The organism is Pseudomonas sp. MPR-R2A5, from assembly GCF_058793055.1.
Genome location: NZ_JBXAFK010000010.1, coordinates 70,620 through 83,514, shown reverse-complemented (window position 1 = coordinate 83,514; position 12,895 = coordinate 70,620). Strand labels below are relative to the sequence as shown.

General features: G+C 58.2%; 12 protein-coding genes. 1 reads left to right on the top strand and 11 read right to left on the bottom strand.

Going from position 1 to position 12,895, the window contains the following annotated elements; translation table 11 throughout:
• Positions 1-108: 108 nt before the first annotated feature.
• The 11 genes from lpxD to rpsB all read right to left on the bottom strand — a co-directional run bounded on the left by lpxD (position 109) and on the right by rpsB (position 11,652).
• Complete coding sequence (lpxD, locus tag AC1Q6I_RS10270; protein ID WP_024073832.1) at positions 109-1,164, bottom strand: UDP-3-O-(3-hydroxymyristoyl)glucosamine N-acyltransferase; 1,056 nt, start codon at positions 1,162-1,164, stop codon at positions 109-111.
• A 3-nt stretch (positions 1,165-1,167) separates the two neighbouring features.
• On the bottom strand, positions 1,168-1,671 hold the full coding sequence (locus tag AC1Q6I_RS10265; RefSeq protein WP_003219314.1) for an OmpH/Skp family outer membrane protein: 504 nt from the start codon (positions 1,669-1,671) through the stop codon (positions 1,168-1,170).
• Positions 1,672-1,716: 45 nt separating this feature from the next.
• Positions 1,717-4,104 (bottom strand): outer membrane protein assembly factor BamA, encoded by a 2,388-nt coding sequence (gene bamA, locus AC1Q6I_RS10260; protein ID WP_102624160.1) that lies wholly within the window; start codon positions 4,102-4,104, stop codon positions 1,717-1,719.
• Positions 4,105-4,178: 74 nt separating this feature from the next.
• Complete coding sequence (rseP, locus tag AC1Q6I_RS10255) at positions 4,179-5,531, bottom strand: sigma E protease regulator RseP (protein WP_024073830.1); 1,353 nt, start codon at positions 5,529-5,531, stop codon at positions 4,179-4,181.
• 53 nt (positions 5,532-5,584) lie between these two features.
• Positions 5,585-6,775 carry a 1-deoxy-D-xylulose-5-phosphate reductoisomerase gene (ispC, locus tag AC1Q6I_RS10250; RefSeq protein WP_102624161.1) on the bottom strand — a complete coding sequence of 397 codons (1,191 nt, stop codon included), beginning with the start codon at positions 6,773-6,775 and terminating at the stop codon, positions 5,585-5,587.
• Positions 6,772-7,578: a phosphatidate cytidylyltransferase gene (locus tag AC1Q6I_RS10245; RefSeq protein WP_024073828.1), complete on the bottom strand. Its 807-nt coding sequence runs from the start codon at positions 7,576-7,578 to the stop codon at positions 6,772-6,774. Before AC1Q6I_RS10245 ends, ispC begins: the two co-directional genes overlap by 4 nt.
• Entirely contained in the window at positions 7,579-8,334 is a 756-nt protein-coding gene (gene uppS / locus AC1Q6I_RS10240) for a polyprenyl diphosphate synthase (RefSeq protein ID WP_102624162.1), read from the bottom strand.
• 17 nt (positions 8,335-8,351) lie between these two features.
• Positions 8,352-8,909, bottom strand: coding sequence for a ribosome recycling factor (frr, locus tag AC1Q6I_RS10235; RefSeq protein WP_024073826.1), 558 nt, complete (start codon positions 8,907-8,909; stop codon positions 8,352-8,354).
• On the bottom strand, positions 8,906-9,649 hold the full coding sequence (gene pyrH, locus AC1Q6I_RS10230; protein WP_003189161.1) for a UMP kinase: 744 nt from the start codon (positions 9,647-9,649) through the stop codon (positions 8,906-8,908). The genes frr and pyrH overlap by 4 nt, the downstream gene beginning before the upstream one ends.
• Positions 9,650-9,859: 210 nt before the next feature.
• Complete coding sequence (tsf, locus tag AC1Q6I_RS10225; protein WP_024073825.1) at positions 9,860-10,723, bottom strand: translation elongation factor Ts; 864 nt, start codon at positions 10,721-10,723, stop codon at positions 9,860-9,862.
• Positions 10,724-10,914: 191 nt separating this feature from the next.
• On the bottom strand, positions 10,915-11,652 hold the full coding sequence (gene rpsB, locus AC1Q6I_RS10220; protein WP_003219330.1) for a 30S ribosomal protein S2: 738 nt from the start codon (positions 11,650-11,652) through the stop codon (positions 10,915-10,917).
• Positions 11,653-12,038: 386 nt separating this feature from the next.
• On the opposite strand from rpsB, the gene map reads away from it, so the two are divergent.
• Positions 12,039-12,833, top strand: a complete 795-nt coding sequence (gene map / locus AC1Q6I_RS10215) for a type I methionyl aminopeptidase (protein ID WP_024073824.1) — start codon at positions 12,039-12,041, stop codon at positions 12,831-12,833.
• Positions 12,834-12,895 lie beyond the last annotated feature (62 nt).

The window sequence follows — 12,895 nt, the reverse complement described above, 5'->3', positions numbered from 1 at the left end:
GGGGGGAAGCCTGTAATAAAGATTGGGGGCGAGCGAACTAAACGCACGCCCCGCTAGCAAATCAAGGAGGCAGTCTAGCGGCTGTGCACACTTGATATGGAAATGGTATCAGCCTTCTGATGAAGCATTACCGCCAGGGGTCACGTCCCCAACACGCTTTTCCAGCTGCTTGAGGCGTCGAGCCATGTCGTCGAGCTGCCTCAAACGTGCTGCACTCTTGCGCCATTCAGCCGCAGGCTGCATGGCAGTACCGGAAGAATAGGCACCGGGCTCGGTAATCGAGTGGGTGACCATGGTCATGCCGGTGATGAAGACGTTGTCGCAAATATCGATATGCCCTACCAGCCCTACACCGCCAGCGAGCATGCAATGCTTGCCGATCTTGGTGCTGCCGGAAATCCCCACGCAGGCTGCCATGGCGGTGTGATCGCCAATCTGCACGTTGTGGGCAATCTGGATCTGGTTGTCGAGCTTCACGCCGTTACCGATCACGGTATCGGCCAGGGCCCCGCGATCGACAGCCGTGTTGACGCCGATTTCCACGTCATCGCCAATCAATACACCGCCAACCTGGGCAATCTTGTGCCAGACACCTTTGGCGTTGGCAAAACCAAAACCTTCGCCACCGATCACGGCGCCCGACTGGATCACTACGCGCTGCCCGATACGCACATCGTGGTACAGGGTAACGCGCGGAGCCAACCAGCCATCGGCGCCGATTTCGCAGCGTGCACCGATAAAGCAGTGTGCGCCGACCGTCACACCGGCAGCGATGCGTGCACCACTCTCGATCACTGCAAACGCGCCAATACTGGCGGCAGGGTCGACTTGGGCATCATCGGCGATCACCGCCGACGGATGGATACCGCCAGCGGCCTTGGGCTTCGGATCAAACAGATGCGATGCTTTCGCGTACGACAGGTATGGGTCGGCTACTACCAGCGCATCCCCGGCATAACCCTCGGCGTCAGCGGCCTTCAGCAACACGGCTGCGGCCTGGCAGTCGACCAGGTATTTACGGTATTGGGGATTTGCGAGGAAGCTCAACTGAGCTGGGCCAGCCTCCTGCAAGGTGGCTAGCCCAGTGATTTCTTTCTCCGGGGAGCCACGCAAGGTAGCTCCCAGGAACTCGGCCAACTCGCCGAGCTTGATAGTCGCGGTCATGGCTTACTTCAGCTGATTCATGCGCTCGATCACCTGGCGGGTGATGTCGTATTGAGGCTTGACGTCAATCACGGCGCCACGCTCGAACACCAAGTCAAAGGCACCTTTCTTGATGACTTCTTCCACGGCGCTGTCGAGCTTGGGCTTGAGCTGCTTGAGCATTTCGCGGTCGGCAACAGCCTTGGCTTCGTTCAGCTCCTTGGACTGGAACTGGTAGTCACGAGCCTTTTGCTTGAATTCAAGCTCCAGACGCTCGCGCTCGCCTTGCTGCATTTTGTCACCGCCGGCTACCAGACGATCCTGGATGCCCTTGGCGCTGCTTTCCAGCGTTTTCAGCTTGGTCAGTTGCGGACCGAATTTTTTCTCTGCATCCACTGCGTACTTCTTGGCCGCATCGGATTCCAGGAGGGCCATCTGATAGTTCAGGACGGCAATTTTCATTTCGGCGAAGGCCGGGGTGGCTACCAGCACAGTTGCCAGCAGAACCAATTGAGTCAACTTACGCACGATGTACTCCTACAGAATCCGTTGTCGTTATCTTGGGTCAGACGCTTAGAACGTCTGGCCGAGGGAGAATTGGAAAATCTGGGTTTCAGCGTTATCCGGTTTCTTGATCGGCATGGCCAGAGCAAAGCTCAACGGACCAAGCGCAGTCACCCATGTCACGCCGACACCCACGGAGCTCGCCATGTTACTCAGGCTCACATCGTTACATTGGGTGTTGGACTTCACGCCCGTTGGGTTGGTGACCTGCTCGCACTTGGAATCGAACACGTTACCCACATCCCAGAAAACCGAAGTACGCAGGGACCGCTGATCTTTGACGAACGGCAGAGGGAAGAGAATTTCCGCACCACCCTGGATCAACACGTTACCACCGAATGGCAGCGCACTAGTATCGGTGTCCGCCACGGTTCCGGTGTTACCGGTCACTCCAGCGCCACGGCTCGGGGTACCACGCGGGCCCAGTGTGCTGTCCTTGAAGCCACGCACCGAGTTGAAACCACCGGCATAGTAGTTCTCATAGAACGGCAGGCCGTTGGTCGAACCGTAGCCGTCGCCATACCCCAATTCAGTGTGCAGGCGCATGGTGTAGTTATCGCTCAGCGGCTGGAACAACTGGCCACGGTAGTCGAGCTTGAAGAACGAGAGGTCGCTGCCCGGCGTGGTGGTTTCCAGGGTCAGGCTCTGGGAGTGACCTCGGGTTGCCAGTACGCCTTTGTTCAGGGTCGACTCGGACCAGCCGGCAGAGGCCTTGAAGTTCAGGAACTTATCGCCTTCACGACGGGTAAAGTCAAAGATCTCATCCACGGTGTACACACCGGTCTTGATCTCATCCTGCTGCGCGGTAAGGCCGAAGGTCAGGCGCGAGGTCTCGCTGATCGGGTAGCCGATGTTGACACCCGCACCCAGGCTGTCGATCGCATAGCTTGCTACGTTAACGTCGAGGTCTTTGTAGTCGGTGGTGCGATAGAAGGCGTTGTAGCCCAGGCTCACACCGTCAGCTGTCCAGTAGGGGTCGACATAACCGAAGTTATAGCGGCTCTGGTATTCGCTTCGGGTCAGGCCAATGGAAACCTTGTTACCGGTACCGAGGAAGTTGTTCTGGGTGATCGAACCGCCCAGGATCAGACCGGCACTCTGAGCAAAACCGACACTGGCGGTAATCGAGCCCGATGCTTGTTCCTCTACGGCGTAGTTCACGTCAACCTGGTCGTCTACACCCGGTACGGCCGGGGTTTCAACGTTCACTTCCTTGAAGAAGCCCAGGCGCTCAAGACGGGTCTTGGACTGGTCGATCAGGTAAGTCGACGCCCAGCCACCTTCCATCTGGCGCATTTCACGACGCAGCACTTCGTCCGCTGACTTGGTATTGCCACGGAAGTTGATGCGGTTCACATAGGCACGCTTGCCCGGGTCGACCACGAAGGTGATATCCACGGTGTGGTCATCATCGTGCGGGGTCGGTACACCGTTGACGTTGGCGAAGGTATAGCCTTCGTTACCCAGGCGACGGGTGATCAGCTCGGAGGTGGTGGTCATCAGCTTGCGCGAGAACACCTGGTCCTTCTGCACCAGCAACAGCGCCTTGACCTGGTCTTCAGGCACTTTCAAGTCGCCGCTGAGCTTGACGTCACGAACCTTGTACTTCTCGCCTTCGTTGACGTTGACTGTGATGTAGACGTGCTTCTTGTCCGGGGTGATGGACACCTGGGTCGAAGCGATATCCATGTTGATATAGCCGCGGTCCAGGTAGTAGGAGCGCAGGCGTTCCAGGTCACCGGAGAGTTTTTCACGAGCGTACTTGTCGTCGTTCTTGAAGAACGACAACCAGTTGGTGGTCTTGAGTTCGAACAGGTCGATCAGGTCTTCATCAGCGAACTTGGTGTTACCCACCACGTTTATGTGCTGAATGGCCGCCACGGTGCCTTCGTTGATGTTGACCTTCAGGCCCACACGGTTACGAGGCTGCGGGATCACTTCGGTTTCAACGGTTGCGGAGTAGCGACCCTGGGCAACGTACTGGCGTTGCAGCTCGTTACGCACACCTTCAAGCGTCGCGCGCTGGAAGATCTCGCCCTCGGCCAGGCCGGATTGCTTGAGGCCCTTCATCAGGTCTTCAGTGGAGATCGCCTTGTTGCCTTCGATCTCGATACTGGCGACGGAGGGTCGCTCGACGACGGTGATGACCAGGACGTTGCCTTCGCGACCCAGTTGGATGTCTTGAAAGAACCCGGTTTTGAACAGCGCACGAGTGGATTCCACCAGGCGACGGTCATCAGCCTGTTCCCCGACGTTCAACGGCAAGGCACCAAAGACGCTACCCGCGGAAACCCGCTGGAGGCCGTTGACGCGAATATCGGAGATGGTGAAGGACTCGGCGTGAACTTCGGCGATCATCAATACGGTGAGAACCGCAGTTAGCAGCAGACGTTTCATGAAGTCCTTTCTTATTCCAACTGGCAATAAACAAACTGCCGCAAAATGCGGCAGATTCGCAATTCAGCGAAGCGTTACAGACGTCCCAGATCGTTGACCAAGGCTAACAACATCACCCCGACCACCAAACTGATACCAATCTGTATCCCCCAACCCTGCACCCGATCCGACAAGGGGCGACCACGCGCCCACTCGACCAGATAAAACAACAGATGCCCCCCATCCAATACCGGAATGGGCAGCAAATTCAGAACCCCAAGACTAATACTCAGATAAGCCAGGAAATTCAGGAAATCCGCGACACCCGACTGGGCAGAAGCGCCCGCCACTTTAGCAATGGTTATCGGCCCACTCAAGTTTTTTACCGAGAGCTCGCCGAACAACATTTTCTTGAGGGACTCGAGGGTCAGCACACTCATGGTCCAAGTACGTTTTGCACCCTCGCCAATCGCGGCCACTGGCCCGAAACTGACCTCGCGCACCATCGATGGCGGCCAGTCCGGACTTTTCACGCCGGCACCGAGGTAACCCCCGGCCGCCTTGGCTTCGCCCCGCACCGCCAGGGTGACAGGGACGTCGATTTGAGCACCATCGCGCTCAATTTTCAGCACAATTTTGGTATCAGGGCGTACACGTACCAGGTCGACCACTTGCTGCCATTCGCCCAGCGCCTGACCATCAAGGGCCAACAGGCGATCACCGGTTTTCAGACCTGCGGCCTGGGCGGGACCTTTCGGGTCCAGCTCGGCCAGGACCGGCGGCAAGGCCGGGCGCCAGGGTCGAATCCCCAGGGACTTGATCGGATCCGGCTCGTCGGCCCCCTTGAGCCAATGGTCCAGGGCCAGCTCACGCGGGGACTCGGCAGTGGAATCCTGCTCGCGTACCACCACCTTGACGGTGCCGCTCTCACCCAAGCGACGCACCAGCTGCAAATTGACCGCCCCCCAACCAGTGGTCGGCTCGCCATCAATGGAAACTATTTCCTGCCCGGCGACCAATCCAGCCTTGGCGGCGATGCTGTCCGACTCAACCGCACCGATGACCGGGCGAATCTGCTCGCTACCGAGCATGGCCAGGACCCAGAAGAACACCATGGCCAGCAGGAAATTGGCGATCGGGCCAGCAGCGACAATCGCAATACGCTGACGAACCGTCTTGCGATTGAAGGATTGATCGAGCTGATCCGCCGGCACTTCGCCTTCGCGCTCATCGAGCATCTTGACGTAGCCACCCAGGGGGATCGCCGCAATCACGAATTCGGTGCCACGGCGGTCGTGCCAGCGCAGCAGCGGCATGCCGAAACCAACGGAAAAGCGCAGTACCTTGACGCCGCAACGACGCGCCACCCAGAAGTGGCCGAATTCGTGGAAGGTAACCAGCACACCCAGAGCAACCAGGGTGCCGACAATCATGTAAAGCGCACTCATCTAATTTCTCCGCATTCCAATCCAGTGCCTGAAGGCTAAAACGCGCCCAAAGACTAACGCGCGTAGCGGTTCAACCATTGTTCGGCCAGGGTCCGGGCCTTGGTATCCGCCTCGAACACTGCCCCCAAATCATTCACTGCCACCACGGGTTCAAGACTTAGAACATCCTCGATGATACTCGCGATCTGCGGAAAGCGGATGCGCCGTTCGAGAAACGCCGCCACCGCAACTTCATTGGCCGCATTGAGCATTGCCGGTGCGCTGTTACCCGCCTCGGCCGCCAGCCGCGCCAAACGCAGGCAGGGAAAGCGCTGCTCGTCCGGCGCCTCGAAGTCCAGGCGGGCAATAGCGAACAGGTCCAGAGGCGCGACACCCGAGTCGATACGCTCCGGCCAAGCCAGGGCGTTGGCGATCGGCGTACGCATATCGGGGTTGCCCAACTGCGCCAATACCGAACCGTCCACGTAGTCGACCAGGGAATGAATCACACTTTGCGGGTGAATCACCACCTCGACCTGCTCAGGCCGCGCGTCGAACAGCCAGCATGCCTCGATCAACTCCAGGCCTTTGTTCATCATGCTCGCCGAGTCGACGGAAATTTTGCGCCCCATGGACCAGTTCGGATGGGCGCAAGCCTGGTCCGGAGAGACATGCTCCAGCTCAGTCAACGGCGTCTGCCGGAAAGGACCACCCGAGGCCGTCAGCAAGATCCGACGCACGCCGACCTGGCTCAAGCCGCGAGCAAAGTCGCCCGGCATGCATTGGAAGATCGCGTTGTGCTCACTGTCGAGGGGCAGCAGCACCGCCCCGCTCTTACGCACCGCTTGCATAAACAATGCGCCGGACATCACCAGCGCTTCTTTATTAGCCAGCAGGATCTTCTTGCCGGCGTCGACAGCCGCCAGGGTCGGGCGCAAGCCAGCAGCGCCGACGATAGCAGCGACAACGGTATCCACCTCGGCATCGGCCGAGACCTGGCACAAACCTTCCTCCCCCACCAGCACCTGGGTAGCCAAACCCGCGGCGCGCAGATCATCCTGCAAACCCCGCGCAGCCGTAGCCTCGGGTACGACGGCAAAGCGCGGCGCATGGCGCACGCACAGGGCCAGCAACTCACTCAAGCGGCTGAAGCCGGTCAGCGCGAAGACTTGATAGCGCTCCGGGTGACGAGCAATCACGTCCAGGGCGCTCAACCCTACCGAACCGGTCGCGCCCAGCACGGTGACCTGTTGCAGGCAGCTCACGAGGCGCTCATCCACAACAGCACGGCAAAGATCGGGATCGCGGCCGTGAGGCTGTCGATGCGATCCAGCACGCCACCATGACCCGGCAGCAGGTTACTGCTGTCCTTGATCCCGGCCTGGCGCTTGAACATGCTTTCAGTGAGGTCACCCACCACCGAGATGAATACGACAATGGCCGTACCCAGCAGGGCCAGGAAGACTTCCTTCATCGACCATTCGCGCACGACACCAACAACAAGCGTGATCACCAGTGTCAACGCCAGGCCGCCATACACGCCTTCCCAGCTTTTGCCCGGGCTGACGGCGGGTGCCAGCTTGCGCTTGCCAAAGGCCCGGCCGGAAAAGTAGGCGCCAATATCAGCCCCCCAGACCAGCACCATTACCGCGAGGATCAGCTCATTACCAATCGGGTAGCGCTTGATCTCCACCAGCCCTTGCCAGGCCGGCAGCAGGATCAGCAAGCCAATCACCAATTTGCAGGCGACACTGGACCACTGGGCACTGGTGCGCGGATAGGTCAGCACCAGGAACGTCGCCAGCGCCCACCACAACACCGCCGCCCCCAATACCCAGGGCGCGATGTCCGGCAGGATGTACATCAGGAACAGCAACAGCGCTACCACCGCCGCATAGACCAGGCGTGGCAACTGCGTACTGAACCCTGCCAGGCGCGCCCATTCCCAGGCCCCGAGGATTACAACCAGGCCAATAAACAGCGCAAAGCCGGAACCGTCGAGCAGGAAAAATCCACACAAGGCAATCGGCAGCAGGATCAGTGCTGTGATGATTCGTTGTTTAAGCATTTAAACCCGGGCTCCAGCTTCGATCTGCTCGCTCGTTTTACCGAAGCGACGCTGACGGGAAGCGAAATCGGCCAGCGCTTTACGCATGGCATCGTGTTTGAAGTCCGGCCAGAACAGGTCGGAGAAGTACAACTCGGTGTAGGCCAATTGCCACAATAGAAAGTTACTGATGCGGTGCTCACCACCGGTGCGGATACACAGGTCCGGCAACGGCAGGTCGCCGGTCACCAGACAGGTTTGCAACAGTTCGGGCGTGATGTCGTCCGGGCGCAGATGGCCGGCCTGCACTTCGCGAGCCAGCCGCTGCGCAGCCTGGGCGATATCCCACTGGCCGCCATAGTTGGCGGCGATCTGCAGTACAAAACGGTCGCTGCCAGCTGTGATCGCCTCGGCTTCGCGCATGGCGGACTGCAAGTCCGGATGGAATCGCGAACGATCACCGATGATGCGCAGGCTGATTTTATTGTCGTTGAGACGCTTGGCCTCACGACGCAAGGCCTTGAAGAACAGGTCCATCAGGGCACTGACTTCCTCGGCAGGCCGCTGCCAGTTTTCACTGGAGAAGGCGAACAGGGTCAACACTTCGACCTTGGCCTCGGCACACACCTCAATCACCGCCCGCACCGCATCGACACCCGCTTTATGCCCGGCGACACCAGGCAGAAAGCGTTTCTTCGCCCAGCGATTATTCCCATCCATGATGATCGCGACATGGCGCGGCACCACAGAGGGCACAGTCTGCTTGGTCTTTTCCATGAAGGCGTCCTGACCCCTTATACGGCCATCAGGTCCTTTTCTTTTTCTTCGGTAGCCTTGGTAATCTGGGCCTCGGCTTCTTTAGTCAGCTTGTCGATATCGGCAATAGCGCGACGTTCTTCGTCTTCGCTGATTTCCTTGTCCTTGACCAGCTTCTTCAGGTCACCCAACGCATCACGACGGATGTTGCGCACGGCAACACGCGCGTCTTCAGCAGCACTGCGCGCCTGCTTGGTGAAGCCCTTGCGGGTTTCTTCGGTCAATGCCGGCATGGAGATCAGCAACAACTCGCCCAGGTTGGTCGGGTTGAGGTTCAGGCCGGCACTTTGGATGGCTTTGTCGACAGCAGCGAGCATGTTGCGCTCGAAAGCCACGACTTGCAGGGTGCGCGAATCTTTTACGGTTACGTTGGCCACACCGCTCAGGGGGGTGTCGGCGCCGTAATACGGCACCATCACACTACCCAGGATGCTCGGGTGCGCCTTGCCGGTACGAATCTGGCCGAATGCGTGGCTCAGAGACTCCAGGGATTTCTGCATACGCGCTTGGGCGTCTTTCTTGATGTCATTGATCATTGTTGGCCTTCCTCGATCAGAGTCCCTTCCGCGCCGCCGTGTACGATATTCAGCAGGGCGCCGGGCTTGTTCATGTTAAATACGCGCAGCGGCATCTTGTGGTCGCGGCACAGGCAAATAGCCGTCAGGTCCATCACGCCCAGCTTGCGATCCAGCACTTCATCGTAGGTCAGATGATCGAACTTCTCGGCATGCGGGTCTTTGAATGGGTCTGCGGTGTATACGCCATCCACCTTGGTGGCCTTGAGCACTACGTCAGCATCGATTTCGATGGCGCGCAAGCAAGCAGCCGAATCCGTGGTAAAGAATGGATTGCCAGTACCGGCGGCGAAGATCACCACTTCCTTGGAGTTCAAGTGACGCATGGCTTTGCGGCGATCATAGTGATCGGTCACACCAACCATGGAAATAGCCGACATCACGATTGCCGAGATATTGGCACGCTCCAGGGCGTCGCGCATGGCCAGGGCGTTCATCACAGTGGCCAGCATGCCCATGTGGTCACCCGTGACCCGATCCATACCGGCCGCACTCAGTGCCGCGCCGCGGAACAGGTTACCACCCCCGATCACCAGGCCGACCTGGACACCGATGCCGACCAGTTGGCCGACTTCCAGCGCCATGCGATCGAGCACCTTGGGATCGATCCCGAACTCTTCCGAGCCCATCAGGGCCTCGCCGCTAAGCTTGAGTAGAATGCGTTTATAGCGAGCCTGATAACCACTGCCCTGCTGAGCCATTGCGAATCTCTCCTGCGGCGTATTTTTAAAAATTCTTGGCGAGCCGTTTACGGCTTGCGTTCACTCTAGCTGGACGCTATCACAGCGCCATCGGATCACGGCTTTGTAAGCCAGTTCCGAGGGGAAGCCAAATAAAATTAGCCTTCCCATTTGAAAAGAGGCTGCGCGCGTGAGCGGGCAGCCTCTTTCGGGCGACAGTTGGAACCTGTCTTATTGCTTGGCGGCAGCCAGCTGGGCAGCAACTTCTTCAGCGAAGTTGTCGACCGGCTTCTCGATGCCTTCGCCTACTTTGAAGTAAGTGAAGGAAACGATTTCAGCACCGGCTTTCTTGGCCAGCTCGCCAACCTTGATTTCAGGGTTCTTGACGAACGCCTGCTCAACCAGGCTTGCTTCAGCCAGGAACTTGCTGATACGGCCTTTGATCATGTTTTCAACGATGTTCTCTGGCTTGCCAGCGATTTTGTCAGCGTTGAGGCTCAGGAACACAGCTTTTTCGCGCTCGATTGCGTCAGCAGACACTTCCGATGGCAGCAGGAACTCAGGATTGCTGGCCGCTACGTGCATAGCGATGTCTTTGGCCAGCTCAACAGTGCCGCCCTTCAGAACAACAGCTACACCGATCTTGTTGCCGTGCAGGTAACCACCAACAACATCACCTTCAACGCGAACCAGGCGACGAATGTTGACGTTTTCGCCAACCTTGCCGACCAGTACCAGACGGTCTGCTTCTTGAGCTTCGATCAGCGGAGCGGCGTCAGTCAGTTTGTCGGCGAACGCTTTCTCAACGCTGGCAGCAACAAATGCCTTGAAGTCGTCCTGCAGGGCCAGGAAGTCAGTCTGCGAGTTCACTTCCAGCAGGACTGCGGATTTACCGTCTTCCTTCAGGGCGATAGCGCCTTCAGCAGCAACGTTGCCTGCTTTCTTGGCAGCCTTGATGGCGCCGGAAGCACGCATGTCATCAATGGCTTTTTCGATGTCGCCGCCGGCCTTGGTCAAGGCCTTTTTGCAATCCATCATGCCTTCGCCGGTACGCTCACGCAGTTCTTTGACCAACGCTGCAGTAATCTCTGCCATTTCAAAATCCTCTTGGATAGGTTTTCAACCATTCCACCCGATCAAACGGGCGATCAATTCTTCCCGAATCTCCCTTGTAGGCCGCTGCACGTTACAGATGATGTAGCTGCGCTGCCGACAAATGGTTTTCGAGGTGGCAAAAAGGGGGCCAAGCCCCCTTTTTGCTTACTGAGTCAACGCCAGGGCGTCAATTACTCAGCTGCGGCTACCGGAGCTTCTTCAACGAACTGCTCGGTGCCACCAGCAACGTGGTTGCGACCACGGATAACAGCGTCAGCCATCGAACCCATGTACAGCTGGATAGCGCGGATGGCGTCATCGTTGCCTGGGATGATGTAGTCAACGCCTTCCGGGCTGCTGTTGGTATCGACTACGCCGATAACAGGGATGCCCAGCTTGTTGGCTTCGGTGATCGCGATGCGCTCGTGATCAACGTCGATAACGAACAGTGCGTCAGGCAGACCGCCCATGTCCTTGATACCACCCAGGGAACGATCGAGCTTTTCCAGGTCGCGAGTGCGCATCAGCGCCTCTTTCTTGGTCAGCTTGGCGAAAGTACCGTCTTCGGCTTGCACTTCAAGGTCACGCAGACGCTTGATGGAAGCACGGATGGTTTTGAAGTTGGTCAGCATGCCGCCCAACCAGCGGTGATCGACGTACGGCGAACCGCAACGTGCTGCTTCTTCAGCAACGATCTTGCCAGCGGAACGCTTGGTGCCAACGAACAGAATCTTGTTTTTGCCCTGGGCCAGGCGCTCTACGAAAGTCAGCGCTTCGTTGAACATTGGCAGGGTTTTTTCAAGGTTGATGATGTGGATCTTGTTACGCGCGCCGAAAATGTACTTACCCATTTTCGGGTTCCAGTAACGGGTCTGGTGACCGAAGTGCACACCGGCCTTCAGCATATCGCGCATGTTGACTTGGGACATGATAGTTCCTTAATAAGTCGGGTTTGGCCTCCACGTATCCCAATGACCAACCAGCGGCATCAAGGCCTCCGGCACCCAGGTCATCGTGTCGACACGTGTGTGGATTTAAGCTTTGCGGGGTATCCCCGGAAAGCGGCGCATTTTATACCACAGCAAGGGCGAAAACGAAACCCGCAATCACATTTGCCAACGACGTCTTTTGCGCAAGCCTTTGAATAGAGCCAATATAGCCCCACCTTATAGAGAGAACCGATCACCAGACGCTCATGATTTGCCACCCGCGTCTGGTAGAATCGCGTTTTTTGGGCTTGTGCGAATTCTGTAACCTTTTGTCGCACGCCCGCAAACCGTATTGATTTCAGCGCGTCGCGCTAGAGAGAGCCTGTATGACCGTCACTTTGAAAACCGCCGAAGACATCGCAGGCATGCGCGTTGCCGGCAAACTGGCTGCCGACGTGCTGGAAATGATCGCCGAACACGTCAAGCCAGGCGTCACTACTGAAGCGCTGGACCGTATCTGCCACGACTATATCGTCAACGTGCAAAAGGCCATCCCTGCGCCGCTGAACTACAAGGGCTTCCCCAAGTCGATCTGCACCTCGATCAACCACGTGGTATGCCACGGGATTCCCGGCGATAAGCCGTTGAAAGACGGGGACACCCTGAACATCGACGTCACCGTGATCAAGGATGGCTACCACGGCGACACCAGCCGCATGTTCCACGTCGGCACCGTACCGGTCTGGGCTGAGCGCCTGTCCCAGGTCACCCAGGAATGCATGTACAAGGCCATCGAGATCGTCAAGCCTGGCTGCCGCCTGGGCGACATCGGTGAAGTGATCCAGAAGCACGCGGAAAAGAACGGTTTCTCGGTCGTCCGCGAATTCTGCGGCCACGGTATCGGCAAGGTGTTCCACGAAGAACCGCAGATCCTGCACTACGGCCGCGCCGGCACCGGCATGGAACTCAAGGCAGGCATGACCTTCACCATCGAGCCGATGATCAACCAGGGCAAGGCCGACACCAAGGTTCTGGGCGACGGCTGGACCGCCATCACCAAGGACCGCAAGCTCTCGGCCCAGTGGGAACACACCCTGCTGGTCACCGACACCGGCTACGAAATCTTCACCCTGCGTGCGGACGACACGATCCCACGCATTTCGGGTGCGGCTTCGGCGTAACGGCTGCCCAGGTTTTCCCCCACTGTGTTCTGACTGACTGATAGATAGAAAGGAAAGCCGAT

Coding starts and splice junctions, on each gene's coding strand:
- lpxD (WP_024073832.1), bottom strand. CDS start 1,164: ATGACCGCGACTATCAAGCTCGGCGAGTTGGCCGAGTTCCTGGGAGCT.
- bamA (WP_102624160.1), bottom strand. CDS start 4,104: ATGAAACGTCTGCTGCTAACTGCGGTTCTCACCGTATTGATGATCGCC.
- rseP (WP_024073830.1), bottom strand. CDS start 5,531: ATGAGTGCGCTTTACATGATTGTCGGCACCCTGGTTGCTCTGGGTGTG.
- AC1Q6I_RS10245 (WP_024073828.1), bottom strand. CDS start 7,578: ATGCTTAAACAACGAATCATCACAGCACTGATCCTGCTGCCGATTGCC.
- uppS (WP_102624162.1), bottom strand. CDS start 8,334: ATGGAAAAGACCAAGCAGACTGTGCCCTCTGTGGTGCCGCGCCATGTC.
- frr (WP_024073826.1), bottom strand. CDS start 8,909: ATGATCAATGACATCAAGAAAGACGCCCAAGCGCGTATGCAGAAATCC.
- pyrH (WP_003189161.1), bottom strand. CDS start 9,649: ATGGCTCAGCAGGGCAGTGGTTATCAGGCTCGCTATAAACGCATTCTA.
- tsf (WP_024073825.1), bottom strand. CDS start 10,723: ATGGCAGAGATTACTGCAGCGTTGGTCAAAGAACTGCGTGAGCGTACC.
- rpsB (WP_003219330.1), bottom strand. CDS start 11,652: ATGTCCCAAGTCAACATGCGCGATATGCTGAAGGCCGGTGTGCACTTC.
- map (WP_024073824.1), top strand. CDS start 12,039: ATGACCGTCACTTTGAAAACCGCCGAAGACATCGCAGGCATGCGCGTT.